The organism is Acidovorax sp. M14 (assembly GCF_049331375.1).
Lineage (GTDB): Bacteria > Pseudomonadota > Gammaproteobacteria > Burkholderiales > Burkholderiaceae_C > Acidovorax.
The window spans coordinates 3,699,334-3,725,267 of sequence record NZ_CP186263.1 but is presented as its reverse complement, the minus strand read 5'-3'; the positions used below and the strand labels follow the sequence as shown (position 1 = coordinate 3,725,267).

General features: G+C 66.2%; 27 protein-coding genes. 13 read left to right on the top strand and 14 right to left on the bottom strand.

The window, feature by feature from the left end; translation table 11 throughout:
• Nucleotides 1-85 precede the first annotated feature (85 nt).
• Nucleotides 86-1,240 carry an aromatic ring-hydroxylating oxygenase subunit alpha gene (locus ACOYR4_RS17375; protein ID WP_295939520.1) on the bottom strand — a complete coding sequence of 385 codons (1,155 nt, stop codon included), beginning with the start codon at nt 1,238-1,240 and terminating at the stop codon, nt 86-88.
• A 276-nt stretch (nt 1,241-1,516) separates the two neighbouring features.
• Here ACOYR4_RS17375 and xseB point away from each other — a divergent pair, with 276 nt between their 5' ends.
• The 4 genes from xseB to ACOYR4_RS17355 all read left to right on the top strand — a co-directional run bounded on the left by xseB (nt 1,517) and on the right by ACOYR4_RS17355 (nt 6,044).
• A complete protein-coding gene (gene xseB / locus ACOYR4_RS17370) occupies nt 1,517-1,759 on the top strand; it encodes an exodeoxyribonuclease VII small subunit (protein WP_295939524.1) in 243 nt (80 codons plus the stop codon).
• The gene (locus ACOYR4_RS17365; RefSeq protein WP_422847452.1) at nt 1,756-2,730 is read left to right on the top strand and encodes a polyprenyl synthetase family protein; all 975 of its coding nucleotides are present in this window, start codon (nt 1,756-1,758) and stop codon (nt 2,728-2,730) included. The genes xseB and ACOYR4_RS17365 overlap by 4 nt, the downstream gene beginning before the upstream one ends.
• A gap of 91 nt (nt 2,731-2,821) precedes the next feature.
• Nucleotides 2,822-4,717 carry a 1-deoxy-D-xylulose-5-phosphate synthase gene (gene dxs, locus ACOYR4_RS17360; RefSeq protein ID WP_422847451.1) on the top strand — a complete coding sequence of 632 codons (1,896 nt, stop codon included), beginning with the start codon at nt 2,822-2,824 and terminating at the stop codon, nt 4,715-4,717.
• Nucleotides 4,718-4,961: 244 nt separating this feature from the next.
• A complete protein-coding gene (locus ACOYR4_RS17355; protein ID WP_209818885.1) occupies nt 4,962-6,044 on the top strand; it encodes a TRAP transporter substrate-binding protein in 1,083 nt (360 codons plus the stop codon).
• A gap of 471 nt (nt 6,045-6,515) precedes the next feature.
• Here the strand turns inward: ACOYR4_RS17355 and ACOYR4_RS17350 are convergent, their stop codons facing one another.
• The 3 genes from ACOYR4_RS17350 to ACOYR4_RS17340 form a co-directional block, all read right to left on the bottom strand.
• Entirely contained in the window at nt 6,516-8,303 is a 1,788-nt protein-coding gene (locus ACOYR4_RS17350; RefSeq protein WP_422847450.1) for a TRAP transporter large permease, read from the bottom strand.
• Nucleotides 8,304-8,317: 14 nt separating this feature from the next.
• Nucleotides 8,318-8,938, bottom strand: coding sequence for a TRAP transporter small permease subunit (locus ACOYR4_RS17345; protein WP_043565607.1), 621 nt, complete (start codon nt 8,936-8,938; stop codon nt 8,318-8,320).
• Between the two features lie 182 nt (nt 8,939-9,120).
• Nucleotides 9,121-10,248, bottom strand: coding sequence for a substrate-binding domain-containing protein (locus tag ACOYR4_RS17340; RefSeq protein WP_422847449.1), 1,128 nt, complete (start codon nt 10,246-10,248; stop codon nt 9,121-9,123).
• Between the two features lie 63 nt (nt 10,249-10,311).
• Here ACOYR4_RS17340 and ACOYR4_RS17335 point away from each other — a divergent pair, with 63 nt between their 5' ends.
• From ACOYR4_RS17335 to ACOYR4_RS17320, 4 genes are all read left to right on the top strand, one after another.
• A complete protein-coding gene (locus tag ACOYR4_RS17335) occupies nt 10,312-11,049 on the top strand; it encodes an ABC transporter permease (RefSeq protein ID WP_295939538.1) in 738 nt (245 codons plus the stop codon).
• Nucleotides 11,046-11,774 carry a phosphate ABC transporter ATP-binding protein gene (locus ACOYR4_RS17330; RefSeq protein WP_295939540.1) on the top strand — a complete coding sequence of 243 codons (729 nt, stop codon included), beginning with the start codon at nt 11,046-11,048 and terminating at the stop codon, nt 11,772-11,774. Before ACOYR4_RS17335 ends, ACOYR4_RS17330 begins: the two co-directional genes overlap by 4 nt.
• Nucleotides 11,775-11,853: 79 nt before the next feature.
• On the top strand, nt 11,854-12,690 hold the full coding sequence (locus tag ACOYR4_RS17325) for an extracellular solute-binding protein (RefSeq protein WP_422847448.1): 837 nt from the start codon (nt 11,854-11,856) through the stop codon (nt 12,688-12,690).
• A gap of 9 nt (nt 12,691-12,699) precedes the next feature.
• A complete protein-coding gene (locus ACOYR4_RS17320) occupies nt 12,700-13,524 on the top strand; it encodes a molybdate ABC transporter substrate-binding protein (RefSeq protein WP_422847447.1) in 825 nt (274 codons plus the stop codon).
• 372 nt (nt 13,525-13,896) lie between these two features.
• Here ACOYR4_RS17320 and ACOYR4_RS17315 read toward each other — a convergent pair whose 3' ends face one another.
• The 6 genes from ACOYR4_RS17315 to ACOYR4_RS17290 are packed head-to-tail and all read right to left on the bottom strand — an operon-like array spanning nt 13,897 to nt 19,852.
• Entirely contained in the window at nt 13,897-15,594 is a 1,698-nt protein-coding gene (locus tag ACOYR4_RS17315) for an ABC1 kinase family protein (RefSeq protein WP_056639461.1), read from the bottom strand.
• Nucleotides 15,595-15,609: 15 nt separating this feature from the next.
• Entirely contained in the window at nt 15,610-16,104 is a 495-nt protein-coding gene (locus tag ACOYR4_RS17310) for a DUF2269 family protein (RefSeq protein ID WP_209818898.1), read from the bottom strand.
• The gene (locus tag ACOYR4_RS17305; RefSeq protein WP_422847446.1) at nt 16,101-16,499 is read right to left on the bottom strand and encodes a DoxX-like family protein; all 399 of its coding nucleotides are present in this window, start codon (nt 16,497-16,499) and stop codon (nt 16,101-16,103) included. Before ACOYR4_RS17305 ends, ACOYR4_RS17310 begins: the two co-directional genes overlap by 4 nt.
• A complete protein-coding gene (locus ACOYR4_RS17300) occupies nt 16,496-17,020 on the bottom strand; it encodes a hypothetical protein (protein WP_422847445.1) in 525 nt (174 codons plus the stop codon). Before ACOYR4_RS17300 ends, ACOYR4_RS17305 begins: the two co-directional genes overlap by 4 nt.
• 4 nt (nt 17,021-17,024) lie before the next feature.
• The gene (locus tag ACOYR4_RS17295; RefSeq protein ID WP_422847444.1) at nt 17,025-18,149 is read right to left on the bottom strand and encodes a saccharopine dehydrogenase family protein; all 1,125 of its coding nucleotides are present in this window, start codon (nt 18,147-18,149) and stop codon (nt 17,025-17,027) included.
• A gap of 5 nt (nt 18,150-18,154) precedes the next feature.
• Nucleotides 18,155-19,852: an EAL domain-containing protein gene (locus tag ACOYR4_RS17290; protein WP_422847443.1), complete on the bottom strand. Its 1,698-nt coding sequence runs from the start codon at nt 19,850-19,852 to the stop codon at nt 18,155-18,157.
• 189 nt (nt 19,853-20,041) lie between these two features.
• On the opposite strand from ACOYR4_RS17290, the gene ACOYR4_RS17285 reads away from it, so the two are divergent.
• From ACOYR4_RS17285 to arsB, 4 genes are read left to right on the top strand one after another with little or no spacing between them, the layout of a single operon-like run.
• Nucleotides 20,042-20,368 (top strand): ArsR/SmtB family transcription factor, encoded by a 327-nt coding sequence (locus ACOYR4_RS17285; RefSeq protein WP_108499698.1) that lies wholly within the window; start codon nt 20,042-20,044, stop codon nt 20,366-20,368.
• A gap of 41 nt (nt 20,369-20,409) precedes the next feature.
• The gene (locus ACOYR4_RS17280) at nt 20,410-20,910 is read left to right on the top strand and encodes an ArsI/CadI family heavy metal resistance metalloenzyme (RefSeq protein ID WP_295939570.1); all 501 of its coding nucleotides are present in this window, start codon (nt 20,410-20,412) and stop codon (nt 20,908-20,910) included.
• Between the two features lie 9 nt (nt 20,911-20,919).
• Nucleotides 20,920-21,426 (top strand): arsenate reductase ArsC, encoded by a 507-nt coding sequence (locus ACOYR4_RS17275; RefSeq protein ID WP_295939572.1) that lies wholly within the window; start codon nt 20,920-20,922, stop codon nt 21,424-21,426.
• The gene (arsB, locus tag ACOYR4_RS17270) at nt 21,423-22,487 is read left to right on the top strand and encodes an ACR3 family arsenite efflux transporter (protein ID WP_422847442.1); all 1,065 of its coding nucleotides are present in this window, start codon (nt 21,423-21,425) and stop codon (nt 22,485-22,487) included. Before ACOYR4_RS17275 ends, arsB begins: the two co-directional genes overlap by 4 nt.
• Before the next feature lie 27 nt (nt 22,488-22,514).
• On the opposite strand, the gene ACOYR4_RS17265 is transcribed toward arsB, so the two are convergent.
• The 3 genes from ACOYR4_RS17265 to ACOYR4_RS17255 are packed head-to-tail and all read right to left on the bottom strand — an operon-like array spanning nt 22,515 to nt 23,894.
• Entirely contained in the window at nt 22,515-22,742 is a 228-nt protein-coding gene (locus tag ACOYR4_RS17265; RefSeq protein ID WP_116747691.1) for a DUF2798 domain-containing protein, read from the bottom strand.
• Nucleotides 22,739-23,347, bottom strand: a complete 609-nt coding sequence (locus tag ACOYR4_RS17260) for a flavodoxin family protein (protein ID WP_422847441.1) — start codon at nt 23,345-23,347, stop codon at nt 22,739-22,741. The genes ACOYR4_RS17265 and ACOYR4_RS17260 overlap by 4 nt, the downstream gene beginning before the upstream one ends.
• Before the next feature lie 49 nt (nt 23,348-23,396).
• Nucleotides 23,397-23,894, bottom strand: a complete 498-nt coding sequence (locus ACOYR4_RS17255) for a DUF2938 domain-containing protein (RefSeq protein WP_291446614.1) — start codon at nt 23,892-23,894, stop codon at nt 23,397-23,399.
• Between the two features lie 83 nt (nt 23,895-23,977).
• On the opposite strand from ACOYR4_RS17255, the gene ACOYR4_RS17250 reads away from it, so the two are divergent.
• On the top strand, nt 23,978-24,424 hold the full coding sequence (locus ACOYR4_RS17250; RefSeq protein ID WP_110959976.1) for a helix-turn-helix domain-containing protein: 447 nt from the start codon (nt 23,978-23,980) through the stop codon (nt 24,422-24,424).
• 150 nt (nt 24,425-24,574) lie between these two features.
• On the opposite strand, the gene ACOYR4_RS17245 is transcribed toward ACOYR4_RS17250, so the two are convergent.
• Nucleotides 24,575-25,723, bottom strand: a complete 1,149-nt coding sequence (locus tag ACOYR4_RS17245; protein ID WP_291446613.1) for a helix-turn-helix domain-containing protein — start codon at nt 25,721-25,723, stop codon at nt 24,575-24,577.
• Between the last annotated feature and the right edge of the window lie 211 nt (nt 25,724-25,934).

Below are 25,934 nucleotides of genomic sequence, written 5' to 3'. Positions count from 1 at the left end.
GCGCTTATTTTTTAAGCACTGGCAGCTATTGTAATGAGAGCAAGCCCCGGCGGGCCTGCAGATTGGCGGGGTTTTGCCGCTGTATTCAGCGTTTTGCCGCAGCCGGGTCGATGGTGCCGCTCCCCATGGCCTCGCGGTACCACTCGTGGAAGTGCTGCATGCCATCTTCCATGGGGCTCTGGTAAGGGCCCACCTCGTTGTCGCCACGGGCCAGCAAAGCCTTGCGGCCGGCGTCCATGCGCTCGCCGATTTCGTCGTCCTCGATGCAGGTCTCCATATAGGCAGCTTTCTGCGCCTCGACGAATTCGCGCTCAAAAGCGGCGATTTCCTCGGGGTAGTAGAACTCCACCATGTTCAGCGTCTTGGTCGGGCTGATGGGGTGCAGCGTGGACACCGTGAGCACATGCGGGTACCACTCGATCATGATGTGTGGGTACAGCGTGAGCCAGATGGCGCCGTACTTCGGCGGCTTGCCTTCGCGGTAGTCCAGCAGCGCCTTGTGCCAGCGCTCGTACACCGGGCTGCCCGCCTTGCCCAGGCGGTTGGCAACGCCCACGGTCTGCACCGAATAGTTCTTGCCAAACTCCCAGCGCAGGTCGTCGCAGGTGACGAATTGCCCCAAGCCCGGATGGAACGGGCCGACGTGGTAATCCTCCAGATAGACCTCGATGAAGGTCTTCCAGTTGTAGTTGCACTCGTGCAGCTCCACGTGGTCGAGCACGTAGCCATCAAAGTCCAGGTCGGCGCGGGGTCCCATCTGGGCCAGGTCGGCGGCTACGTCATAGCCGTTGTCTTCAAATAGAAGACCGTTCCATTCGCGCAGCTTGTAATTGTTGAGGTTCAAGCATGGGTCGTGCGCGAAGTGCGGCGCGCCCAGCAACTCGCCTTTGGGGTTGTACGTCCAGCGGTGCAAAGGGCACACGATGTTGCCGCCCGCGCTGCCCTTTTGCTGGGTGTTCAGCGATCCCTTGCCTTTGAGCATGACCGCTTGCCGATGGCGGCACACGTTGGAGATCAGCTCGATGCCTCCATGGGCGTTGCGCACCAGGGCGCGGCCCTCGCCCTCCTGGGGCAGCGCGTAGTAGTCGCCCGTGTGGGGCACAGCCAATTGATGCCCCACGTAGCGGGGCCCGCGCTGGAAGATGGTCTCCAGCTCGCGCTGGAACAGCGCATCGTCAAAGTAGCTCGAAACTGGTAGTTGGCTTGCGGCCTGCTGCAGTTGAAGACTTAAATCAGACATGGGTGACCTGACCTAAAGACTCCCCACAGAGAGAGTGCGGGAGGTGCGCCGGCGAAGGCGCATCTGGAAAAAGAAAACCGGCTAGGGTGGGTAGCCGGCTCGACGGGAATGGGATTATAGGCGGTGGGGTTATTCCCGCACCCCCGCTACGTGAATAGAAAACACCGGTTCCATCAAAAATAGAGGCCTCCCACGGATCGGCCGCTGTCTGACACGGGCGTCACAGCGCTGCGCCTAAAATCACCGGTTTTTCACCCGCGCACTGCCGCCCCCTCCATGCCCAAGGCCACTGCAACCCCTGCTCCTCCCGCCGAACCTGCCAGCTACGAGGCGGCCCTGGAGGAACTGGAGCAACTCGTGGCCCGCATCGAGTCGGGCCAGCTGCCGCTGGACCAGATGCTGGCGGGCTACCAGCGCGGCGCCACCTTGCTGGCGTTTTGCCGCCACCGGCTCGACGCCGTGCAGGACCAGATCAAGGTGCTGGACGACGGTCAGCTGCAACCATGGAACCAGGAATGAGCGCATTGCCGATGACCTCCTCGACGGCGTTGAACCCGCCCCTGGACACGAATCTCTGGAGCCAGAATCACCTCGCCCGTGTGGAGCAGGCGCTGTCCTTGTGGGTGGGCGACGGCGCTCCGGCAGGGCTGGGCGACGCCATGCGCTACGCCGTGCTGGATGGCGGCAAGCGCCTGCGGCCCCTGCTGGTGTTGGCTGCGTACGAGGCGGCGCGCAGCGGTTCCTCGGATTCCGCCGCACCTGAGGGCGCGGCGGTGCTAGCAGCTTTGGATGAAGCCGCCTTGCGGGCCGCGTGCGCAGTCGAACTGATCCATGCCTATTCGCTGGTCCATGACGACATGCCCTGCATGGACAACGACGTGCTGCGCCGTGGCAAGCCCACCGTGCACGTGCAGTTTGGCGAAGCCCAGGCCCTGCTGGCGGGCGACGCACTGCAGGCCTTCGCGTTTGAACTGCTGACCCCCGACAACACGTTGATCCCCGCCGCCACGCAGGCGGCCCTGTGCCGGCTGCTCGCGCGGGCTGCGGGCTCGGCCGGCATGGCGGGTGGCCAGGCGATTGACCTGGCCAGCGTGGGCGTGGCGTTGACCGAGGCCCAACTGCGCCAGATGCACCGCCTCAAGACGGGCGCCTTGCTCCAGGGCAGCGTGCTCATGGGGGCCCTGTGTGGCCATGCGGCGCCCGCTGCCTACCAGGCACTGTCCGACTATGGCGCCGCCATGGGGCTGGCGTTTCAGGTGGTGGACGACATCCTGGATGTGGTGGCGGACTCGGCCACGCTGGGGAAAACGGCTGGCAAGGACGCGGCCGCAGACAAACCCACTTACGTCTCGTTGCTCGGTCTGGAACGTGCGCAGGCTTACGCGCAGGAGCTGCTGGCCGAGGCCCATGCAGCGCTGGGGCGCAGTGGCCTGCCCGACACCCGTGCCCTGGCAGCCCTGGCGGACATGGTCGTGCGCCGTTCGCACTGAGCAAGGCCCTGGTTCCTGGCGACTCCATGAATGTCCAAATGCCTGCTAGTGCTTGAATCTCTTGCGCTGGTAGCTATCAAAAGAATAGTCAATGTCCACGACACCCTTTCCCTTGCTGCAGACCATCAATGACCCGGCAGACCTGCGTCGGCTCTCGCGCGCTGACCTCAAGGTGCTGGCGACCGAGTTGCGCGAGTTCGTGCTGCAGAGCGTGTCGCAGACCGGTGGCCACCTCAGCTCCAACCTGGGCACGGTGGAGCTGACCGTGGCCTTGCACCATGTCTTCAACACCCCGGAAGACCGCCTGGTGTGGGACGTGGGCCACCAAACCTACCCGCACAAGATCCTGACCGGCCGCCGCGACCGCATGCACACGCTGCGCCAGCTGGGCGGCATCTCGGGCTTTCCGCAGCGTGCCGAGAGCGTCTACGACACCTTTGGCACGGCGCATTCCAGCACCAGCATCTCCGCCGCCCTGGGCATGGCACTGGCCGCCAAGCGCAAGGGCGACAACCGCCATGCGGTGGCCATCATTGGTGATGGCGCGATGAGCGCCGGCATGGCGTTTGAGGCGCTCAACAACGCGGGCGTGGCCGACTGCAACCTGCTGGTGGTGCTGAACGACAACGACATGAGCATCAGCCCGCCCGTGGGCGCGCTCAACCGCTACCTTGCGCAGCTGATGAGCGGGCAGTTCTATGCCGCCGCCAAGAATGTGGGCAAAACCGTGCTGCGCCCGGTGCCGCCCCTGCTCGAATTTGCCAAGCGCTTCGAGCAGCAGGCCAAGGGCATGGTGGTGCCCGCCACGCTGTTCGAAAAATTCGGCTTTAACTACATCGGCCCCATCGACGGGCACGACCTCGATTCGCTGATCCCTACGCTGGAGAACATCAAGAGCCTGAAGGGCCCGCAGTTCCTGCACGTGGTCACCAAGAAGGGCCAGGGCTACAAGCTGGCCGAGGCCGACCCCGTGGCCTACCACGGCCCCGGCAAGTTCGACCCCAGCGTGGGCCTGACCAAGCCCGCCACGCCGCCCAAGCAGACGTTTACCCAGGTGTTTGGCCAGTGGTTGTGCGACATGGCAGCGCAAGACCCGCGCCTGGTGGGCATCACCCCGGCCATGCGCGAGGGCTCGGGCATGGTCGAGTTTGAAAAGCGCTTTCCGGACCGCTACTACGACGTGGGCATCGCCGAGCAGCATGCCGTCACATTTGCCGCAGGCATGGCCTGCGAAGGCGTGAAGCCTGTGGTGGCCATCTACTCCACCTTTTTGCAACGGGGTTACGACCAGTTGATTCACGACGTGGCCCTGCAGAACCTGCCCGTGGTGTTTGCCCTGGACCGTGCGGGCCTGGTGGGCGCTGACGGTGCCACGCACGCAGGCGCCTACGACATCCCGTTCGTGCGCTGCATTCCGAACATGAGCATGGCCTGTCCCGCCGACGAGCGCGAGTGCCGACAGTTGCTGAGTAGTGCGTTTGAGCAGGGCCATCCCGTGGCCGTGCGCTACCCGCGCGGCAGCGGCGCAGGTGTGGCGCCGCTTGCAGCGCTCGACGGTCTGCCGTTCGGCAAGGGCGAGATCCGCCGCGAGCGCAAGGGCGAGGCCGACTGCAAGGCGCCCCGCATTGCCATCCTGGCATTTGGCACCTTGCTGTACCCCGCGCTCGAAGTGGGCGAGGCGTTGGATGCCACCGTGGTCAACATGCGCTGGGCCAAGCCCATCGACGAAGCCTTGCTGCGCGAGGTGGCGGAGCGCCACGATGCGCTTGTGACGGTGGAAGAGGGCGCCATCATGGGTGGTGCGGGCAGTGCAGTGACCGAGGCGCTCAACGCCATGGGCATCGTGCGCCCCGTGCTGCAGCTGGGGCTGCCCGATGTCTTCATCGAACATGGCGACCCGGCCAAGTTGCTGGCATTACAAGGGCTGGATGCGGCAGGTATTCGCGCATCGATTGCCGCCCGGTTTTTGCCTGGCAACGCGGGCTGAACGGAGGCGGGCTGCGGGCAGCGCGTCGTGCTGGCCGTGGGTGCCGTGAGGGCTTTCGCACTGCTGTCGCGCAGATGCTTGCAGAACCCTGAAGGTGTGTGTTGAGGCCGGAATTTCGCGGGAAAACCCGCAAGAGTCCTGGGGGTCATGTTCCTACAATGGTCCCGGCTGAAACATGTCCTTGGCGAGCCGTGCACAACGCGTGCGCACCAAGTTTTGCAATCAATATATCGGAGAGAACCTCATGGATCGTCGTTCAATCATCAAGCACGCTGGCATCGCCGGTGTGCTGGCTGCAGGCGCTGCGCCCGCCGTCCACGCCCAGGCTGCCATTCGCTGGCGTCTGGCCTCCAGCTTCCCCAAGTCGCTGGACACCATCTATGGCGGCGCTGATGTGTTCTCCAAGGCCGTCAAGGCCATGTCGGGTGGCAAGTTTGAAATCTCCGTGCACGCTGGTGGCGAGCTGATGCCTCCCTTCGGCGTGGTGGACGGCGTGCAGCAAGGCACCGTGGAAATGGCACACACCGTGCCTTACTACTTCTACGGCAAGAACCCCGCCTTCGCGCTGGGCTCTGCAGTGCCTTTCGGCTTCAATGCCCGCCAGATGAACGCCTGGATGTTGCACGGCAATGGCCGCAAGCTCATGAACGAGTTCTACGGCGGCTTCAACATGATCAGCTTTGCAGGTGGCAACACCGGCACGCAGATGGGTGGCTGGTTCCGCAAGGAAATCAAGTCGCCTGCCGACTTCAAGGGCATGAAGATGCGCCTGGGCGGCGGCCTGATCGGTGAAGTGATGCAGAAGCTGGGTGCAGTGCCCCAGAGCATCCCTGGCGGCGAAATCTACCAAGCCCTCGAAAAGGGCACGCTCGACGCTGCCGAGTGGGTGGGTCCTTACGACGACCAGAAGCTGGGCTTCAACAAGGTTGCTCCGTTCTACTACTACCCCGGCTGGTGGGAAGGTGGTCCTGAAGTGGACTTCTTCGTCAACCAGAAGGCGTTTGACAGCCTGTCGGCTGAGAACAAGGCCATCATCGAAGCCGCTACCAACGTGGCCCACGTGGACATGCTGGCCAAGTACGACGCGCTGAACCCCACGGCCCTGAAGCAGCTCGTGGCTGCCAAGACCAAGGTGCTGCCTTTCTCGCAAGCCGTGATGGACGCTTCGTTCAAGGCTTCGATGGAAGTGTTCGCCGAGAACGACGCCAAGAGCCCTGAGTGGAAGAAAATCTACGCCGATATGCGTGCCTTCCAGCGCGACCAGATCCTCTGGTTCCGCTTTGCCGAAGCCCGCTACGACACCTTCATGTCCGCACAGAAGATCTGATGGCCCCGCTGCGGCGCAAGCCGCAGGGCATCTCGATCAGAAAACCCGCCCGGTTCGCCTGGCGGGTTTTTTTGCGTCTGGTGTATGGGGTTGGATACTCGGTCCCGAGGTGCTGCGGGGCAGAAGACGCTGCTGGGTCGCACGGCGAACTCGGCCGACTAGGGCTCAAGGTGTCGCCCCTGTTGCTGTGATCTGCACGTCTGCGCGATCCCTCGGTAGACGCTTGCCAGCGGGTTCTGTGGTCCGCAGAAGGAAACACCTCAGGGCGCAGCGGCCTGTGGGCTGTGGGACCAGGTCGATCATGTTGGTTGCGTACCTTGGTTGGGTTGGGTGCCGAGCCTTCTGTTAGTGGCCCTGTCTTGGGCCACGCGCTGCGCGAGACAAGCCCATGAAAAAAGCCCCGGCAGACGCTATCTGCCGGGGCTTCTTTTGTCTCAAGGGCTGGCCAACAGCCCTGAAGGGTTCATCCGATCACTTCTTCTCGTTGGCCATGGAATCTTGCAGCGCCTTGAGCGGGTCGTCTGCAGCAGGGGCAGCAGCGTCGCCAGGGGCAGAGCTGGCGCCTTCCATGCCTGCGGTGGGGTCGGTGGCCTCGGGGGCTCCGGCCGCGTCGGGCATAGTGGCTTCCATTTCCATGCGGACCTTGTCCAGATCGTAGACCTCGGCCTTGTCGAGGCCTCCGGAAACGATGCCGGGGAAGGTGATCACCAGGGCCACCATCAGCAACTGGATGCACAGGAACGGTATCGCGCCCCAGTAGATCTGTGGGGTGGTCACCGGTGCAATCATCTTCTTCGTGACCTTGTCCATGTATTCCTTGGCCGGCGCCACGCTGCGCAGGTAGAACAGCGCAAAGCCGAACGGAGGGTGCATGAAGGAGGTTTGCATGTTGATGGCCAACAGCACGCCGAACCAGATCAGGTCAATGCCCAGTTTGTTGGCTACCGGGGCCAGCAGGGGCACCACGATGAAGGACAGCTCAAAGAAGTCCAGGAAGAACGCCAGGAAGAACACCATGATGTTCACGACGATCAGGAAGCCCAGCTGGCCACCGGGCAGGCCGGTCAGCAGGTGTTCCACCCACAGCGGGCCGTCCACGCCCTGGAAGGTCAGGCCGAACATGGTCGCGCCCACCAGAATGAACACCACAAAACACGACAGCTTGGTGGTGGTGGTGACTGCCTGCTTGAGCAGCGAAAAGCTCAGGCGACCACGGATGATGGCCATGATGCCCGCGCCCAGTGCGCCCATGGCGCCGCCTTCGGTGGGGGTTGCAACGCCCAGGAAGATGGTGCCCAGCACCAGGAAGATCAGCAGCAGCGGGGGGATCAGCACGAACGTCACGCGTTCCGCCGCCTTGGACAGCAGGCCCAGGCGGGTGATCTTGTTGACGCTGGCGACCACGAAGGCCAGGGCCACGCCAAAGCACATGGCCACGACGATGGTTTCGTCCAGCGCCACGCGTTCCACCGTCTCGCCCGACCACCAGGTGTGCAGGGCGGCCATGTTCTTGGCCACATACATCGAGGCGGCCACGCAGATGCCGGTCAGCACCAGCAGGGAGGTCACGCCACTCTTGCCGTTTTCGTCACGCAGCGTACGGGCTTCGGGAGGGATGGCAGGCACCCATTGGGGCTTGAAGATCGCCAGCAGGATGACGTACAGCGCATAAAAGCCGGTGAGCATCAGGCCGGGCAGGAAGGCGCCTTTGTACATGTCGCCCACGCTGCGGCCCATCTGGTCTGCAATGATGATCAGCACCAACGACGGCGGAATGATCTGCGCCAGCGTACCGGACGCGGCAATCACGCCAGTTGCCAGCCGGCGGTCATAGCCATAGCGCAGCATGATGGGCAGCGAGATCAGGCCCATCGAGATCACCGATGCGGCCACCACGCCCGTGGTGGCAGCCAGCAGCGCGCCCACGAAGATCACGGCCAATGCCAGGCCACCCCGGATGGGGCCAAACAGCTGGCCAATGGTGTCCAGCAGGTCTTCCGCCATCCCGCTTCGCTCCAATATGAGCCCCATGAGCGTGAAGAATGGAATGGCCAGCAGGGTGTCGTTCTGCATGATGCCGAAGATGCGCAGCGGCACAGCTTGCAGCAAGGCTTCGGGCAGTACGCCCAGCTCGATGCCGATGAAGGCGAAGAACAGTCCGCAGGCGCCCAGGCTAAAGGCGACCGGGAAGCCCACCAGCAAGAAGCAGATGAGCCCCGCGAACATGATGGGGGCGAGGTTGTGGGTGAGAAATTCCATGGTCTTTGCTCCGCTCAGTGGGCCTCGGCCTTGTTCTTGCCATTGCCCTTGGCCGCTTCGGCCAGGTTGCGGATGGATTCAGCCAGTTCTTCCTCGGCCGTCTTTTCGACCTTCTTGACCGTCGGGTCTTCGATCAGGCCTTGCAGGAAGCCCAGGCGCTTGATGAGTTCAGAGATGCCTTGCAGCCACAGCAGCGTGAAGCCGAGGGGCATCATCAGGTACACAGGCCAGCGGATCAGGCCGCCCGCGTTGTTGGACATTTCGCCCGACGCGAGAGCGCGCGTGAAGAACGGAACCCCGTACCAGAGCACGGCCAGGCACATGGGCGTGAGGAAGACGATGTAGCCGAACACGTCGATCCAGATCTGCGTGCGCTTGGAAAATCGGCTCGAGATCACATCGACCTTCACATGCTCGCCCTGCAGCAGCGTGTAGCCAGCTGCCAGCAGGAACGATGCAGCGAACAGGTACCACTGCACTTCCAGGAAGGCGTTGGAACTGATGTTGAACGCCTTGCGCACCACGGCGTTCACGCCGCTGATGACCGTGGAGGCCAGGATCAGCCAGACCACGTACTTGCCGACCTGGGTGTTAAGCCAGTCGATCCCTCTTGATAACTTCAATAGAGCCTGCATGGTGTCTCCAATAAAAAGGCTGTGTGTGCGAGATACCCAGCCCCCGCGCGGGTAGGCACTGGGGCTGGGCATGCTTTGACGACGGCGCGATTCTACGGAGCACTGTAGGCGGAGTCTGACAGCAGCGTGACGGTGTTATCCCGCAGCGGCTGCTTATTCTTTAGCTATCAAAACTGCAGCAATTAGGGTTTCTTCCTAGGCGCTGAGGCGCGCTTTTTCCGCGCGAATTGCCACCACGGCAGCACGGTGCTCATGGCCAGCACCTCGCCGCAGTGCCAGGCGCTGTAGCCCGGCAGCGTGGCCATGTGCGCCAGCCACTCGGGGGTTTGCAGCAGGTTGCGCAGCGCCAGCGTGGCAGGCTGGTCCAGGCTGTCTTTCAGGCACGCCAGGTGGTAGCGCTCGTGCACCAGGGGGACAAAGTCCAGCCCCCGCGCACGGGCTGCCAGCTCGATGCCCATGCCCACATCGGCTGCCCCTGCGGCCACGGCCTGCGCAATGGCGGTGTGGGAGGGTTCGTTGAGGGCGTAGCCCACGATGCTCTCCGGGTCCATGCCGGCTTGGGCCAGCAGGTCGTCCAGCAGCACCCGCGTGCCCGAGCCCAGCGGGCGGTTGATGAACCGGGCACCGGTACGGGCCACGTCGGCCAGGCTGTGCAGGCCCAGCGGGTTGCCGGGCGCCACCATGAGCCCCTGGGTGCGCTGCGCAAAGCCAATGATCTTGTGCAGCCCGGGCTGCAGCAGCGGCTGGTAGGTGCGCGCTGTGAGCGACTGCGCGGCTGCGTCGGCCACGGTGTGAAAACCCGCCAGGGTGCAGCGCCCCTCGTTCAGCGCACGGATGGCGTCCACGCTGCCGGTGAACCGGATGTCGAGGTGCAGTGCGCCCACATCGGTCTGCGTGGCGGCATGGGCGCGCAGCGCTGCCAGTGCGTCGTCGTGGCTGGCATACAGGGTCAGCACGTGGGCATTGGGGTCGAAGGCCACGGCGAATGCGCGCTCCAGGTCGGCGTGGAGCGCGGCAATCTGCGGCGCCAGGCGCGCCTGGGCCTGGCGCTCGGCCCACAGCAGCTTGCTGCCGAACTCGCTGAGCTGTGCCGACTGGCCCTTGCCCCAGATGATCAATTCGCCGCCCAGCTGGTCTTCCCAGCGCTTGAGGGCACCCCAGACATGGCGGTAGGACAGGTCCAGCGCGCGCGCGGCGCCCGAGATGGAGCCGCGCTCGGCCACGGCCTGCAGCAGCTCGGGCAGCGGGTTGCGGATGAGCGCAGTGCCCGCGTCCCGGCTGAGTGTGTAATGAAGTTGGACCCTATGCACGGGAGTTCATATCGCTGGATATTGGATGGGTGCCTACGATAGCCCAAACCGATCCCCTGGCCCATGTCCACCCTCACCGAAAGCGCGACCACAGCGCTTGAACTCACCCTCTCGTCCGACCCCGTCCTCTGGACCATCGTGGGCCGCTCCTTGTCCGTCAGCGCCACCGCCTGTGTGATGGCCTGTGGGGTGGGCCTGGTGCTGGGCGCGTGGCTAGGCGTCGCGCGCTTCGCGGGCCGTGGCGCCGTGCTGGCCGTGCTCAACACCTTGCTGGCTGTGCCGTCGGTGGTGGTGGGACTGGTGGTGTATCTGGTGCTGTCGCGCAGTGGGCCGCTGGGCTCGCTGGGCTGGCTGTTCAGCTTCAAGGCCATGGTGCTGGCGCAGGCTATCTTGGTGCTGCCGGTGGTCACCGCGCTCACGCGCCAGACGGTGGAAGATGCCGAGCGCGCGCATGGCGAGCAACTGCGCTCCATGGGCGCGGGCCCGCTGCTGCGCAGCCTGCTGCTGGCGTGGGACGAGCGCTATGCGCTGCTTACCGTGCTGCTGGCATCGTTTGGCCGGGCGATCTCCGAGGTGGGTGCGGTGATGATCGTGGGCGGCAACATCGACGGCTTCACGCGGGTGATGACCACCGCCATCGCGCTGGAGACCAGCAAGGGCGACCTGCCGCTGGCGCTGGCGCTGGGCATGATCCTGCTGGCCGTGGTGCTGGCGCTGAATGTGCTGATTGCGTTGCTGCGGCGCTGGCGCGAGCGGGTGGACGGCTCGGCATCGAGCACACCGGTAGGAGTAGCCGCATGAGCGGACCTGTGCCAACCCCCTGGGTGGATCTGCGCCACGTGACCGTGCGCTACGGCCGTGTGCAGGCGCTGGACCATGTCACGCTGCGCATCGCGCCCGGCGAGCGTGTGGCGCTGGTGGGCGCCAACGGCAGTGGCAAGAGCACCCTGCTGCGCGTGCTGCATGGCCTGGCCGACACGCATGGGGGCGGCCTGCAGTGCGATGCATCGTTGCGCCAGGCCATGCTGTTCCAGCGCCCGCACATGCTGCGCACCAGCGCCCAGAACAACGTGGCGCTGGCCCTGTGGCTGCGTGGTACCCGCTGGCGCGATGCGCGCCCATTGGCCCTGACGGCCTTGCAGCGGGTGGGCCTGCAGGGCATTGCTGCGCAGAACGCACGCACCCTGTCGGGCGGCCAGCAGCAGCGGGTGGCGCTGGCCCGCGCGTGGGCCCTGCGGCCCGACGTGCTGCTGCTGGACGAGCCCACCGCCAGCCTCGACCCCCACGCCAAACGCGAGGTCGAGGCCCTGATGGCCGACTTTGCGGCCAGCCATGGCGCTGCGGGCCCAGCGCACCCCGTGACCATGGTGTTCAGCAGCCACAACCTGGGGCAGGTCAAGCGCCTGGCCAGCCGCGTCATCTACATGGAGCACGGCCGCCTGGTGGCGGACTTGCCGGTGCACGATTTTTTCAACGGCCCCTTGCCGGAGGCCGCCCGTTTGTTTGTCAAAGGAGAGCTGGTATGACGCGAATTGACCCCCACGCTTCCCACTTCGTGTGGTCGCTGCCCCCAAGGGGGCCTTTTCATCTTGGGGCGGCCCGGCGATGAAAAATTTCAAGCCTTTTCGCGCGGTAGCGCTAGTGTCCAAAGCGGTGGTAGCTATCGTTTTGGTAGCGTCTGGTTCTGCATTCGCGCAGAGCATCACCATGGCGTCCACCACCTCCACCGAGCAGTCGGGCCTGTTTGGCTACCTGCTGCCCGAGTTCAAGAAGGCCAGCGGCCTCGACATCAAGGTGGTGGCGCTGGGCACCGGCCAGGCGCTCGATATGGCGCGCCGGGGTGACGCCGACGTGCTGTTTGTGCACGACCAGGTGGCCGAAGAAAAGTTTGTGGCCGACGGCTGGGGCGTGAAGCGCTACCCCGTGATGTACAACGACTTCATCCTCATCGGACCCAAAAACGACCCGGCCGGCACCAAAGGCAAGGACATCGTGCAGGCGCTGCAAAAGCTGGCCGCCACCAACGGCAACTTCATCTCGCGCGGCGACAAGAGCGGCACCCACGCGGCCGAACTGCGCTACTGGAAGATGGCCGGTGCCGAGGCCGCAAATACATCAAAAGGCAGCGGCTACAAGGAATGTGGCTGCGGCATGGGGCCCGCGCTGAACATCGCAGCATCGAGCGGCGCTTACGTGCTGGCCGACCGTGGCACCTGGCTCAACTTCAAGAACCGCGCGGACCTGGCCGTGCTGGTCGAGGGCGACACCAAGCTCTTCAACCAGTACGGCGTGATGGTCGTGAACCCCGCCAAGCACCCGCACGTGAAGGTGCAGGACGCGCAGAAGTTTGTGGACTGGGTGGTGTCGCCCGCCGGCCAGCAAGCCATTGCGGGCTACAAGATCGGCGGCGAACAACTGTTCTTCCCCAACGCCACGCAGTGAGCGGACGCGATGGCACACCGTTCTGTGTTGGCGGTGACTGCAACCGCCGTGTGGGCCCTGGCCGGTTGTTCTGCGGGCCCTGCCAAGGTGCCCATGGCTGATGCGGCCCCCGTGCAGGTGTATGCCGCTGGCAGCTTGCGGGAGGCGTTCACCGAGATCGCGCGCGACCACGAGGCCCGCACGGGCCAGAAGGTGGTGCTGACCTTCGGCGCCTCGGGCCTGCTGCGCGAGCGCATCGAAAAGGGCGAGCCCGCACAGGTCTTTGCCTCGGCCGACACCGACCACCCGCAGCGCCTGGCGGCCCGGGGTGGCTGGCAGGCGCCCGTGGTGTTCACGCGCAATGCGCTGTGTGCGTTGACCAGCGAGCAGACCAGCGCCACCCCAGACACCTTGCTGGCCACCTTGCTGCGCAGCGATGTGCGCGTGGGCACCTCCACGCCCAAGGCCGACCCGTCGGGCGACTACGCCTGGGCGCTGTTCCGCCAGGCCGACAAGGTTCAGCCCGGTACCTACGCCCAGCTGGACGCCAAGGCCCTGAAGCTCACGGGCGGTGCAGATTCGCCCAAGCCACCAGCGGGTCGGGGCACCTACGCCTGGGTGATGGACCAGCGCCAGGCCGACGTGTTTCTGACCTACTGCACCAACGCCGTGGCCGCCCAGGCCGAGGTGCCGCGCCTGCGCGTGGTGCAGCTACCGGCCGCACTGCAAGTGGGCGCAGCCTATGGTCTGACCGTGCGTGCCGACGCGCCTGCTGCGGCGCAGGCGTTTGCCAGTGCGCTGCGCCAACTGCCTGCCCAGGCGGTGTTGCAACGCCTGGGGTTTGGGCAGCCCTGAACACGGGCTGCCGACTGGCGGTGAGTGTGTGCACACGCCGCGTCTGTCTGCCTGGTGGGGCGGCGCGGCGTGTGTTGTTTAGAGCCTGTTCAAGGTTTTTTTAGAGTCGCACAAGTCCCTTGCCGGGATGGGACGCAAGGCGCGGTGCGCGGCCAATAGCCCGTGCTATTGGCAAGCGCCGCAACGCCGCAGACCGCCCGGCAAGGCACTTGCCCGAAGGGTTGGAGTGAAATCGGGCGATTGGACGCCCCGGCTGCTTGCATGGGCACGAGCCCATGCGGCGCATCCGAAGCATCCACTCATCCCGATTGCACTCCAATGCGATCTCCAAAAAGACCTTGAACAGGCTCTTAGACCTGCTGTCTGCTGCGCTCAGTCGTCATCACGGTGATGGCTGCTGCGCCAGATGGCGCGTACCAGCCACAGGCCACACACCACCGCGCCGAAGAACCCCAGGAAGCCAAACGCGGGCAGGCCGAACAGCGTAGGCCCGCCCTTCACGGTCATCACGATGGACGAGCCGATGATCAGCGCCGCAATCACCAGCGCCATTGCCAGACGGTTGGCTGACCGGTCAATCTGGTCGCCCACACGCTTGAGGTGGGCCAGCTCGATGCCCACTTGCAGGTGCCCGCGCCGCGCGTTGCGCAGCAGCCGCCCGATGTCGTCCGGCAACTGCTCCACCGTGGCCAGCGCGCGCCGCAAGGTGCTCCAGGCGCGCCCGGCCAGCACCTTGGGCTCGTAGCGCGCGCGCACCACCTGCTTGAGCAAGGGCAGGGCTTCGGTCGCCATGTGAAAGTCTGGGTCGAGGTTGCGGCCCATGCCTTCGAGCGAGATGAAGGCCTTGATCAACAGCGCGAGGTCGGACGGCAGCCCCAGGTGGTGTTCGCGCAGGATGGCCGTCACATCGGCCAGCATCTGCCCCAGGCTCAGCTGCGCCAGGGGAACGCCGTGATACTGGTCCACAAAGGCCTCGATCTCTGTCTCTAGCTGGCCCAGGTTCAGGCCCTGCGCGTCGCCCGTCCAGTCCAGCAGCACGTCGGCCACGGCTTGCGGCTGGTGCTCGACCAGGCCCAACAGCAGCTGCAGCAGCTCGTCGCGCCGGCGCTGCGACAGGCGGCCCACCATGCCGAAGTCAATGAAGGCAATGCGGTTGCCGGGCAGGTAAAACACATTGCCCGGGTGCGGGTCTGCGTGGAAGACGCCGTCTTTGACGATCATCTGCAGCACCGCCTGCGCGCCGCGCTGCGCCAGCACCGTGCGGTCAAAGCCGGCCTCGGGTGTCAGCGCGGCCAGGGCGCCGCCGGGCGTGCCGTCGATGAAGTCCTGCACGTTGATGCGTTCGCGGGTGTAGGCCCAGTGCACGCGTGGGATAACGATGTGGGGCAGCACGGCCATGTTGGTGGCAATGCGCTCGGCCTGGCGGCATTCGCCCGCCAGGTCCAGTTCGCGGCGCAGCGAGCGGGCGAACTCGCGCACCAGTTGCTGGGGCCGGTAGGGCTTGAGCGCGGGCAGCTCGGCCTCGGCCAGCGCAGCCAGGCGCTGCAGCAGGCGCAGGTCGGCCTGGATGGTGTCTGCAATGCCGGGACGGCGGATCTTGACGATGACCTCGCTGCCGTCCTGCAGACGGGCGCGGTGCACTTGCGCAATCGATGCGGCGGCCAGCGGCGTGGTGTCGAACCAGGCAAACACGGCTTCGGGCTCGGCACCCAGGTCTTCGCGCAGCTGCGGGCGCAAGGCGTCGATGGGCAAAGCGGGCACATTGCTGTGCAGCTTCTCGAACTCGGCAATCCATTCCGGGCCAAACAGGTCGGCCCGCCCCGCGAGGATCTGGCCAAACTTGACGAACGCGGGGCCCAGTTCTTCGAGCGCCAGCCGCACCTGCACCGGCGGCTCCACGCGGGCCAGGTCGGCGGCGTGGGTCCAGTTCAGTGCCTGGCCTGCGCGCTCCAGGCGGTCGGTCAGGCCCAGGCGGCGCACGGTGTCGCCAAACCCGTGGCGCACCATCACGCCCAGGATTTCCTTCAGGCGCCCCAGGTCGCGGGCGGTGTCCAGCGTCTCGATCAGCATGGGGCGATCATAGGTTCAGAAGGTCAGGGTGGGTTTGTTCACCATCAGGTAGAACACCACGGCCATGGCCACAAAGGCCGGGTAGCCCAATGCCTCCCACCAGCGGGCGTAGCGCCAGTACAGGGGCGGCAGCACGCCATCACCGTTCGCGGCCTGCGCTGCCTCTGCAGTCTCGATGGCCATGTCCCGCATGCGCAGCTGCAGCCACACCACGGGCAGCCAGCAGGCACCGGCCACCAGGTACAGCGCGATGGAGACGGCGAGCCACGGCGTGCTCCAGGGCAGGCCCGCCATGGCTGCCATGGCCAGCCCCGTGGCGGGCTGGATGAACACCGTGGGCGTGGTGAACCACCAGTCCGCCCGCACCACCAGGCGTGTGACCACCGCCTGCGCCTGCACATTGCCGCTGCGGTTGGTAAAGAACATGTAGAACGCCGATCCCAGCCCGGTGCCCACCAGCAGCACGCTGGAGATGATGTGCAGCCATTTGAGGGTGAGATACAGGCTCATGGCTTTTGCAGAGAAGTGGCCTCGTCTTGCCGCAGCACCCACAGGATGGCGGCAATCGGCAGGTTTTTGGTCAGCGGCCCGAAGGGGTGCAGCCACCAAGCGGGGTGTATGGCCGTGGCCAGCAGTGTCATGGCCAGCATCATCAGCAAAGCAGCGCCATACGCTTTGCGGCCCGGGCGGAGCGCCAGCCACAGCCCCAGCACCGCATCGGCCGCCGCCCCAGCCAGGATGATGGCGGTGGGCAGCCATGGGGCGTGGCCCCCGGCCCAGGCTGTGGGCAGCCCTGCCAGCAACTCGCGGCTTTGGCCGTGCAGCTCCCACACGCTGACCACGGCGGTGGCCAGCCAGACGACCACGAGGCTGGCACGCAGCAGGCGGGCTGACACTTGGTTCATGGGCGCGCCCTCTGCGCGACAGAGGGCGCCGGGCCCTGCGTCTGTTGCCAAGCTGCAATGTCGGCAGCACGGACCGCCAGGAACTGCGCTAGACGCTGGAACCGCTGGCGTGTCTTGCGGACAAAGACCCAGTCCACCACAGGCTCCATCACCGTCCGCAAGGCTGCCGGGCCGACTTGAAAGGTGTAGGTGTAGATCAGCAGGGACTGGTGGGGGCCCTGCGCCTGGTGGCGCATGGAGGCGGCCCACTGGGTGAAGGGAAACGACTGGCCCACCATGGCCGCAGCCGCGACCACAGGGCGGTCATAGCTGACGAACTGCGTGCGCATGGACAGCGCCCGCAATGCACCGGCGCCCAGGTTCTCGGTGGTGGCGCCCACACTGGGGCAGGGCGCACCGCTTTCCACGCCGGTGCGGCTTACCAGCGAATCCCACTGGCACCGCCACTCGTGGTAGTGGAAGGCATCGAACACAACGTCGGCCCGCGCTGGCATGGGGAAGGTCAATTTCCGGTGGGCCATGGGCTCATTCCTCCACCACATCCGTCACCATGCCCCACTTCGCAAACTCGGGGGCAAAGGCCTCCAGGGGCAGCAGGCTGGTGCTGGTGTGCGCCCCGGTGGGCAGCGGCTGCCCGGCTGCGAGCTGGCGGGCCAGCAGGATGGCGGCCATGCAGGGGATTTCGGGGCCGTGGTCGTTATCGGCCGCAATGTGCCATGCGCGGCGCCGGGGCTGGCCTTGTGCGTCGGCACCCGCCACACGCACCACCATGCCGCCCAGCGGCGTGCCCAGAAAGTCCAGCGCGCCGCCCGCGTGGTGCATCAGCCAGGCCAGCTTTTCAGGGTGGGGCAGTACGCCCCAGCGGCGCAGCGTTGCCAGGGTGGCAAAGGCTCTCTGCGCCAGGCCGACCTCCAGGGCCGCGCGGAAGGTGACGCGGTCGCGGGCCCGATAGTGGGCGGGAAAGATCTCCAGGTCCGGGATGTCGCAGACCGCCCCCAGGCGAGGGCGCAGTCGCTGAAACTGGACGGGGCTGGGCCGCGCCCAGCCGCTGTGCGGCTGCCACCGGCCACCATCCCACACGTCAATGGGCAGGCCGCAGTAGCTCAGCACCGCCGCCAGCGTGGCCTGGCCCCGGGGCGCACGTTGCGCAGGGGCAATGCAGATGTCGATGCTGTCAATGCGCTGCCAGCCCGCGCACAGGTGGTCGATGACGGCCGAGGACAGCGCGGGTACCGTGCTGGCACCCGCGATGGCCGTGCGCCCGGCGGCAGTGAATGCAGCCTGCATGGCGGCGGGAAAGTCGCACACAAACCGGCGGCCGTCGGCCAGGTCGATGTAATGCGCGCCCGCCTCGGCCGCCGCCTGGGCCACGTTGTAGGCCTGTGCCTGAAAAGGGCCCGCCGTATGGATCACCAGACCCACACCCCACTCGCGCAAGGTGGCGGCCAGGCCGGGCGCCTGGTGGTCCAGCGCAACGCCCTGGGCACCGTGGCCCAGCGCGTCCGCCAGAGCCTTCGCTTGCGATGCGTCCCGGCCCGCCACCAGCAGGGCCATGTGGTGGCGTGTGGCCTCATCGCTCACCAGGGCGCGGCAGATGCGCGCCCCAAAGTTGCCGTAGCCGCCCAGGACCAGGGTTTTGAATGCAGCCATGAGGGTCATGCCCCTGAAGCCCAATGCATGCTGGGCTGCGTGGGCACAAAGGAGGTATCGCTGCCCCTGCCACTGCCCGGCGTGTGCAGCAAGGCCTGGAGGGCGGCACGCTGCGACTGCAGTTGCGTGCGGTGCCAGGTGGGTACGTCAGGCGCTGCAATGGGGCGGCTGAACAGGTAGCCCTGGATGTGGTGCAGCCCGGCGGCGGCCAGGGCCCGCAGCTCCTCCGGCGTCTCTACCCCCTCGACCACCACCGACAGGCCCAGATCCCGCGCCAGCGCGCAGATGTGCCGCAGCAGTTTCTGACGGCGGCGGTCTTGCGGCAATTGGCGCACGAACAGGCGGTCGCACTTGATGCCCGCAATGGGCAGCTCGGCCAGCATGCCCAGCGACGAATAACCGGCGCCAAAGTCGTCCATCAGCACGGCCACGCCCAGGGCGCTCAGCGCGCTGATGGCCGCCACCATCTGGGGGCCCAGCGCAATGACGGCATGCTCGGTCATTTCGAGCTTCAGGGTGCGCGGGGGCAGGCCGCGCTGCGCCAGCTGCAGGCCCAGCCAGGGCGCAAAGCTCTCGTGCATCAGTGTGACCGGTGCCACATTGACGCTGATGGCCACTGCATCCAGCCCCTGCGCCCGCCAGTGGCACAGATGGTCGAGCGCATTGCACACAATCATGCGGTCCACCTCCGCCGTCTTGCCCTGCAGCTCGCACACCAGCAAGAAAGTTTCGGGGTTGATGCGGCCCAGGGTGGTGTCGGTCAGCCGCAGCAGAGCCTCCAGCTGCACCCCGCTGCGCTGGGTGTGGATGATGGGCTGGAAATGCAGGGCCAGGTTGTCGGGGTGCAGCAGCCGGTCCAGGTGATCGGCAATCAGCGACTGCTGAATATCGCTGTGGGCGTTGTGGGCTAGTGCCGAGGTGCGCATCATCGACAACCCGCGCCGCAGCAGCTGCTGTCGCCCCGCGTCCGAGCGCAGGTTGCTCAGATGTTCCATGGCCACCGCCATCGCAAACACCAGCATCACAACGAGCAAGGCGGCGCCATCGGACGCCGTATCGTGGTTGCCCTGGTGCATGGGAAAGGTGTTGACCAACAGCCAGTGCAGTACCAGGATCGCGCCGCCGCACAGCAGCTTGTCCAACCAGTTCTGGGCGCGGTAGCGGGGGGTGAGCACACTGAGCTTGGCGGCGCGATGGCGGATCGCGCAATAGCACGAAATGCCGGTGGCAATGCCCAGCGACAGCACGGTGGCCAGCAGGTTGATCTGCCCAAAACTCTGCACATGGCTGCTGGTGATGGTGAAGTGCCCGGCCAGCGTGCCCACCGCCAGCCACAGGCTGGCCAGCGCAATGCGGCGTTTGCTGGCGCCGGTGCTGAGGGTGGGGATGGTGAGCCGCGCACTCACCACCATGATGACCAGGCCGCTGAGCGCGGGCACCAGCTCCAGCACGTGGTGCGACAGCTCGTTGTACAGGAACAGGCCAACCACATCCAGCGCCCACACGATGGAGCCAATGCACAGCGATGCGTGGGATGCGCTGATGCGGCGGCTGGACGGGTCCACCGAATACGCGGTGTGCTCCACCAACTGCTGGCACACGTGCACGACGAGTGCCGCAAACACCCAGAACAGCAGGCTTTGCAGCAGTGGCGGAAACCCCACCACAAACACCTGCATGGCGCCATGCCAGATTGAAACCATATCGTCCACGTGCTCCCGCCCTTTTTTGTACGCGGGTCATCATACGACTGTAGGGTGGGGCCAAAACGTAACGGCCTGTGGCGGGTACGCGCTCTTGGGCACTTGGCGACCATCTGTGGCAAGAGTGGTTTTTCAATACGTGTTTGGAAGCCGCTTTCAATAATTCAACAATCGTTGTATTATCGATTCATGCAAGAAACCGATGTTGTCCGTGCCCTCGCAGCCCTGGCCCAGGAGGTCCGCCTGCGGGTCTTCCGTGCGCTGGTGGTAGCGGGCCCCGCAGGGTTGACCCCCAGCGACTTGGCCGCCCAGCTGGAGGTGGCGCCCAACACCCTGTCTTTTCACCTCAAGGAGCTGTCGCATGCCGGGCTCATCAGCCAGGAGCGACAGGGCCGCAACCTGATCTATCGCGCCGCGTTCGACACCATGAATGCGCTGCTGGCCTACCTCACTGAAAACTGCTGCGAAGGCCAGGGCTGCGCGCCTGCCGACGCGGCCGCGTCCTGCCATTGCTGACCGTCTCTGTCCCTCTGTCCATTTCCCCCGAGGAGAACCCCATGAAACGCTTCCACGCCCATGTGCATGTCGATGACCTGACCCAGAGCATCGCCTTCTATTCCAAGCTGTTTGCTGCCGCCCCCGCGCGGGTGGAGGCGGACTATGCCAAGTGGATGCTGGAGGACCCGCGCGTCAACTTCGCCATCTCCACGCGGGGCGCCAAGCCAGGCCTGGACCACTTTGGCATGCAGACCGACGACGCTGCGGAGCTGGCCGAACTGAAGGCCCGTGCCGAGGCCGCCGACATGGCCTTGCTCGACGAGGGCAACACCACATGCTGCTACGCCCGCAGCGAAAAGCACTGGGTGACCGACCCGCAGGGCATTGCGTGGGAGCACTTCCACACGCTGGGGGACATTCCTGTTTTCAACGAGGCGGCTCCGTCCTCGGCACCGGGTGCCTGCTGCACGCCTTCGGCGGCAGCCCCTGCGCCAGCGGCGCCTCGGGCGGCGTGCTGCGGCCCGGCCACGGCCACAAACTCCAAAACCAGCTGCTGCTGAGAGCGCCGCATGACCGCCTTGAACGTTCTCTTTCTCTGCACCCACAACTCGGCCCGCAGCATCCTGGCCGAGGCCTTGCTCAACGACATGGCGCCGGGCCGGTTCCACGCGTACTCGGCGGGCAGCAGCCCGCGCGACAACCAGCAGCCGAACCCTCTGGGCCTGGAGGTGCTGCGCGCCGCAGGCATCTCGACCGCAGGCCTGCGCAGCAAAAGCTGGGACGAGTTTGCCGCCCCGGGCGCGCCGGTGATGGACCTCATCATCACCGTCTGCGACAACGCGGCCGGCGAGGTCTGCCCCATCTGGCCCGGCCACCCGGCCACTGCGCACTGGGGCTACGCCGACCCGTCTGAGGGGAATGGCTCGGACGATGAAAAGCGCGAGGCTTTCCGCAAGACCTTGCATGCCATCCACCAGCGGCTGGAGCTGCTCATCAACCTGCCCGCCGACAAGCTCGAAAAGACCCTGCTGCAGCACACCGCGCGCGAACTGTCGCGTGCCGCCACCACGCCATGACGGTGCAGTGCAACCCAGCCGGAGCCGTCGTCCCGGCCCCCATGAGCGTGTTCGAGCGCTACCTCACCGTGTGGGTGCTGTTGTGCATCGTGGTGGGCATTGCGCTCGGGCAATTCTTCCCCTCAGTGTTTCAGGCGGTGGGCCGCATGGAGATTGCCAAGGTCAACTTGCCCGTGGGCCTGCTGATCTGGGTGATGGTCATCCCCATGCTGGTGAAGGTGGACTTCGGTGCGCTGGGCGAGGTGCGCAAGCACGCCCGGGGCATCGGCGTGACGCTGGTGGTGAACTGGCTGGTCAAGCCGTTTTCGATGGCGTTGCTGGGCTGGCTGTTCATCCGCCACTGGTTTGCGCCCTACCTGCCTGCGGACCAGCTGGACAGCTACATCGCAGGCCTCATCCTGCTGGCAGTGGCCCCCTGCACGGCCATGGTGTTCGTGTGGAGCCGCCTCACTGGCGGCGACCCGCTCTTCACGCTGTCGCAGGTGGCGCTGAACGACAGCATCATGGTGGTCGCGTTTGCGCCGCTGGTGGCGTTCTTGCTGGGCATCTCGGCCATCACCGTGCCATGGGACACCCTGCTGACCTCGGTGGTGCTCTACATCGTGATCCCGGTGGTGCTGGCCCAGTGGCTGCGCCGGTCGCTGCTGGCCAAGGGGCAGGCGGTGTTCGATACCGTCATGGCGCGCATGGGGCCCTGGTCCATCGCCGCATTGCTGGCCACGTTGGTGCTGCTGTTTGCGTTCCAGGGCCAGGCCATCCTGCAGCAGCCGCTGGTGATTGCGCTGCTGGCCGTGCCCATTCTGATCCAGGTGTTCTTCAACGCAGGGCTGGCCTACTGGCTCAACCGCGCGGTGGGAGAGACGCACAGCGTGGCCTGTCCTTCGGCGCTGATCGGCGCCTCCAACTTCTTCGAGCTGGCGGTGGCCGCCGCCATCAGCCTGTTCGGCTTTCACTCGGGTGCCGCGCTGGCCACCGTGGTGGGCGTGCTGATCGAGGTGCCGGTGATGCTGCTGGTGGTGCACCTCGTCAACCGAAGCAAGGGCTGGTACGAGCGGGCGTGAGCGGCGCGGCGCAGCCCGCCCGCACGCTCAGCCCCTGGCCGTGAGCAGCGCCACCGCCTTGCGCGCCATTGGCGCTGCCAGCATCACCGCCGGGAAGGCGAACAGCCACCCGGTCAGCCATGCGCCCGCCCACAGGCTCACAAAGTCCTGCTGCGGCTGCAGTGCGCGAAAGGTGGAGATGCCCGACACCAGCAGCGACATCACGCCCGACAAGATCAGGCTGAACAGCACCGGGCCATAGCGGGCGGGGATCATGCCGCCACCTCTTCGCCAGTCTGGCGTGCGGCTGCACCGCCCACACTGCCCAGGCGTTGCAGCGTCTCGGCAAAGTGCTGGCCGAACATGCGGGCGGTTTTGGTGTCTCCGGGGACAAACGCATCGGCGGCTGCCCCATGGCCCGCCTGCGCCATCAGGCCCGACCAGGAGCCGAGCCGGTTGGCCGCCTCGTCGTACGGCACCCCGGCATGCTGCTCGGGCAGGATGGGGTTGCCCACCCACACCATGCCGTGCTGCATGGCAAACACCCACATCGACATCAGCGTGGACTGTTTGTCGCCCGCTGGCAGTGACGACACGGTAAAGCCCGCCGCCAGCTTGTTCTTGAGCTGATGCGTCTTCCACAGGCGGCCTGTGGAATCCATGAAGGTCTTGAACGGCCCGGAGACCCTGCCCAGGTAGGTGGGCGAGCCCAGGATGACGCCGTCGTAGCGCAGCAGGCGGTCGGGGGCCTGCGCCAGGTCTTCGGCCCTGACCAGTTCAGCGAGGATGCCCGGCACGGCGCGTGCGCCGTCCAGCACGTGGTGGGCAATGTGCGCGGTGTGTCCGTGGGCGCTGTGATAAACGATGGCAATGTGTTGCATGGTGTGGTTTCCTTGAGTGTGATTTCGGGGGGAGAAGGCGCGGGACAGGTCAGCGTGAAATCAGTGCGATGACCAGCGCGGAGAGATACAGGCCCAGGCCAAACACGGTGTGGTTGGCGAGGCTGCGCAGGCAGTTCTTGAGCGGGGTGGGCGTGCGCGATGCCGCAAAGCCCGAGCCCATGGCAGGCTGCATGACCAAGAGCGGCGCCGCCACGGTGCCTATGCCCACGGCCAGCGCGGGCAGCAGGGTGGGGCTGTGGACCCAGGCGGCGCCCTGCAAAGACAGCAGTACCCCGGCAAAGGCCACGCCCACGGCGTAATGCGTGAGCCAGCCCCAGGCCAGCTCGCCGCGCACCGGAGCCGCCTTGGCGATGGCCGCGTGGGCGACCTGCCCGCGCAGCAGGTGGCCCACCCAGCGGCCGATAAAAGCGAAGTTGAGCGTGGGCACGCCCAGCCTTTTGAGCAGCAACAGCCACGCATCCATGACGGCGGTGGCGCCGATGCCCAGGAGCACGGCGAGGGGAATGTCTTGCAGTGAGAGAGTCATGAAAACACCTCGAAAAGTTGACGGAAGAAGGTTTTGAACGGAATATAGAAGTTCAAGTCAACTTGAGGTCAAGAGGTTTTTTCATGGACATTGCCGAAGTCGCCAAACGCTCCGGGCTGCGGGCGTCCACGCTGCGGTATTACGAGGAGAAGGGGCTGATCCAGTCGGTGGGGCAACCGGGTGAGCGCCGCCGGTTTGCGCCCGGCGTGATGGACCAGCTGGCGCTGATTGCGCTGGGGCAATCGGCCGGGTTCTCGCTGGACGACATCCGGTCGATGTTTTTGCCCGGTGGTGAACCCAACATCGACCGGCAGCTGCTATCGGCCAAGGCGGACGAACTCGACACCATGGTCAAGCGCCTCAAGGCCATGAGCAACGGCCTGCGGCACGCGGCCGCCTGCCCGGCCGAGAGCCATGCCCAGTGCCCGTCCTTCCAGCGGCTGCTGAAAGCCGCCGCCGATGGCGCGCTGGAGCGCCAGCAGCGGCGCAGCGCGCAGCCCGTGGTGGGCCTGCGCCGGCCGCGTGCCTGAGCGGCCCGAGGCGCCTCGGTTGATGGGGTGATTGAGTTGCTACCTATTTGATAGCTGCTTAGGCATATTGCACTAGCGCTATCGGCCAAAAAGGCTTGAATTAGAGGCGTCAGAAGCTCGCACAGCGGTGTGGGCAGCGGCGCGGGCCCTTCACCCGCCTTTGTGGGCGCCCAGCTTGCGGTACACCGTGGCGCGGCTGATGCCCAGCGCACGCGCCGCCTCGGCCACGTTGCCGCGCGCCTCCTGCACGGCGCGGCGGATCATTGCGACCTCGGCCTCTCGCAGCGGGGCGGGCGCCGATGCAATGCCTGGCACCGCTGCCGTGTGGGTGTCGCCCACGGTGCGGGCGTGCGCAGGCAGCTGCGCCAGGGCGTGCAGCCGCAGGCCCGACCACAGCGGCAAATCCAGCGGCTCTCTGCGCTGCTGGCGGGCCGCGTCGAACAGCATGGTCCAGGGCATGGCCAGCAGGTCGCTGCAGTGGGTGCGGGTGCCGGGCAGGCCGGGGGCGCGCAGGGGTTGGGGCACGAGCTGGCGGGCCACGCTGTTGGCACCCACCACGCAGCCGTCGGCATCCAGCGTCAGCAGGCCATCGCCTTCGCCGCCCAGCGGGCAGCCCGGCCAGTTCAGGCGCAGCAGCAGGGCGTGGGGCAGCTGCAGCAGCAGTGCGTCTTCCATGGCGCGGGCCGACCGGGCCACCAGGTGGCGCAGCTCGGGCCGCTCGGGCACATCCACACCCGTCAGGTCCAGCATGCCCATGCAGCGGCCCTGGGGGTCGAACAGCGGGGCCCCGGCGCAGCTGTAGCTGGCGTTGTCGTCAAAGAAATGCTCGCCCCGGTGCAGCCACACGGGCTGCAGCTCTTCCAGCGCGGCGCCGATGGCAGTGGTGCCCACGGCGGCTTCCGACAGGTCAATGCCCACGCGGCCAATGGCGCTGGCGCGCGGGTCGCTCCGGTCGCAATGGCCCTGCACATCGACCACGATGCCGCGTGCATCGGTCAGCATGGCGAAGTAGCGCATGCCCGCAATGGCCCGGGTCAGCTGCTCCAACACCGGCCGGGCCGCGCGCAGCAGGTGGTGGTTCTGCTCCTGGCTGTGGCGCAGCGCCGTGGCGCTGACGGCGTCAAACGCCACGCGCCGCGTGGGCTCCAGACCCCGCGCCAGGCAGCGTTGCCAGGACCGCGCAATCCACGGTTCCACCTCGGCGCGCACGGGCGCTGCACCGTCGGACAGCAGGCTCTGGCGCGCCTGCGCAATCAGCGCGTGGCGGTCAGCAGCGGGGTGGGGCGCGGAGATCAGCATGTGAATGGGCTCCTGAAGGACCGCATGATGCGGTAGTCCACTGAATCCGGGAAATCGGGGGTGCGTGAGGGTCTGGCAAGGCCGCAATCTAGGCGCCGGGCGCAGCCGTGTTGTACACCCGGCGAGCACGGCAACAACGAGTGCGGCCTTGCCAGACCCTCACCCTCCGGGCCAGGGCTGCGGCGGGTACCCGGCGGCGTTGCCTGACTTG

Excerpts from the sequence above, each read along its gene's own strand:
- ACOYR4_RS17310 (WP_209818898.1), bottom strand. The coding sequence starts at position 16,104 with ATGAGCCTGTATCTCACCCTCAAATGGCTGCACATCATCTCCAGCGTG.
- arsB (WP_422847442.1), top strand. The coding sequence starts at position 21,423 with ATGACGGTGCAGTGCAACCCAGCCGGAGCCGTCGTCCCGGCCCCCATG.
- xseB (WP_295939524.1), top strand. The coding sequence starts at position 1,517 with ATGCCCAAGGCCACTGCAACCCCTGCTCCTCCCGCCGAACCTGCCAGC.
- ACOYR4_RS17375 (WP_295939520.1), bottom strand. The coding sequence starts at position 1,240 with ATGTCTGATTTAAGTCTTCAACTGCAGCAGGCCGCAAGCCAACTACCA.
- ACOYR4_RS17245 (WP_291446613.1), bottom strand. The coding sequence starts at position 25,723 with ATGCTGATCTCCGCGCCCCACCCCGCTGCTGACCGCCACGCGCTGATT.
- ACOYR4_RS17285 (WP_108499698.1), top strand. The coding sequence starts at position 20,042 with ATGCAAGAAACCGATGTTGTCCGTGCCCTCGCAGCCCTGGCCCAGGAG.
- ACOYR4_RS17350 (WP_422847450.1), bottom strand. The coding sequence starts at position 8,303 with ATGGAATTTCTCACCCACAACCTCGCCCCCATCATGTTCGCGGGGCTC.
- ACOYR4_RS17255 (WP_291446614.1), bottom strand. The coding sequence starts at position 23,894 with ATGACTCTCTCACTGCAAGACATTCCCCTCGCCGTGCTCCTGGGCATC.
- ACOYR4_RS17280 (WP_295939570.1), top strand. The coding sequence starts at position 20,410 with ATGAAACGCTTCCACGCCCATGTGCATGTCGATGACCTGACCCAGAGC.
- ACOYR4_RS17315 (WP_056639461.1), bottom strand. The coding sequence starts at position 15,594 with ATGCTGATCGAGACGCTGGACACCGCCCGCGACCTGGGGCGCCTGAAG.
- ACOYR4_RS17290 (WP_422847443.1), bottom strand. The coding sequence starts at position 19,852 with ATGGTTTCAATCTGGCATGGCGCCATGCAGGTGTTTGTGGTGGGGTTT.
- ACOYR4_RS17305 (WP_422847446.1), bottom strand. The coding sequence starts at position 16,499 with ATGAACCAAGTGTCAGCCCGCCTGCTGCGTGCCAGCCTCGTGGTCGTC.
- ACOYR4_RS17355 (WP_209818885.1), top strand. The coding sequence starts at position 4,962 with ATGGATCGTCGTTCAATCATCAAGCACGCTGGCATCGCCGGTGTGCTG.
- ACOYR4_RS17250 (WP_110959976.1), top strand. The coding sequence starts at position 23,978 with ATGGACATTGCCGAAGTCGCCAAACGCTCCGGGCTGCGGGCGTCCACG.
- ACOYR4_RS17295 (WP_422847444.1), bottom strand. The coding sequence starts at position 18,149 with ATGGCTGCATTCAAAACCCTGGTCCTGGGCGGCTACGGCAACTTTGGG.
- ACOYR4_RS17345 (WP_043565607.1), bottom strand. The coding sequence starts at position 8,938 with ATGCAGGCTCTATTGAAGTTATCAAGAGGGATCGACTGGCTTAACACC.
- ACOYR4_RS17335 (WP_295939538.1), top strand. The coding sequence starts at position 10,312 with ATGTCCACCCTCACCGAAAGCGCGACCACAGCGCTTGAACTCACCCTC.
- ACOYR4_RS17330 (WP_295939540.1), top strand. The coding sequence starts at position 11,046 with ATGAGCGGACCTGTGCCAACCCCCTGGGTGGATCTGCGCCACGTGACC.
- dxs (WP_422847451.1), top strand. The coding sequence starts at position 2,822 with ATGTCCACGACACCCTTTCCCTTGCTGCAGACCATCAATGACCCGGCA.
- ACOYR4_RS17320 (WP_422847447.1), top strand. The coding sequence starts at position 12,700 with ATGGCACACCGTTCTGTGTTGGCGGTGACTGCAACCGCCGTGTGGGCC.
- ACOYR4_RS17300 (WP_422847445.1), bottom strand. The coding sequence starts at position 17,020 with ATGGCCCACCGGAAATTGACCTTCCCCATGCCAGCGCGGGCCGACGTT.
- ACOYR4_RS17265 (WP_116747691.1), bottom strand. The coding sequence starts at position 22,742 with ATGATCCCCGCCCGCTATGGCCCGGTGCTGTTCAGCCTGATCTTGTCG.
- ACOYR4_RS17325 (WP_422847448.1), top strand. The coding sequence starts at position 11,854 with ATGAAAAATTTCAAGCCTTTTCGCGCGGTAGCGCTAGTGTCCAAAGCG.
- ACOYR4_RS17275 (WP_295939572.1), top strand. The coding sequence starts at position 20,920 with ATGACCGCCTTGAACGTTCTCTTTCTCTGCACCCACAACTCGGCCCGC.
- ACOYR4_RS17365 (WP_422847452.1), top strand. The coding sequence starts at position 1,756 with ATGAGCGCATTGCCGATGACCTCCTCGACGGCGTTGAACCCGCCCCTG.
- ACOYR4_RS17260 (WP_422847441.1), bottom strand. The coding sequence starts at position 23,347 with ATGCAACACATTGCCATCGTTTATCACAGCGCCCACGGACACACCGCG.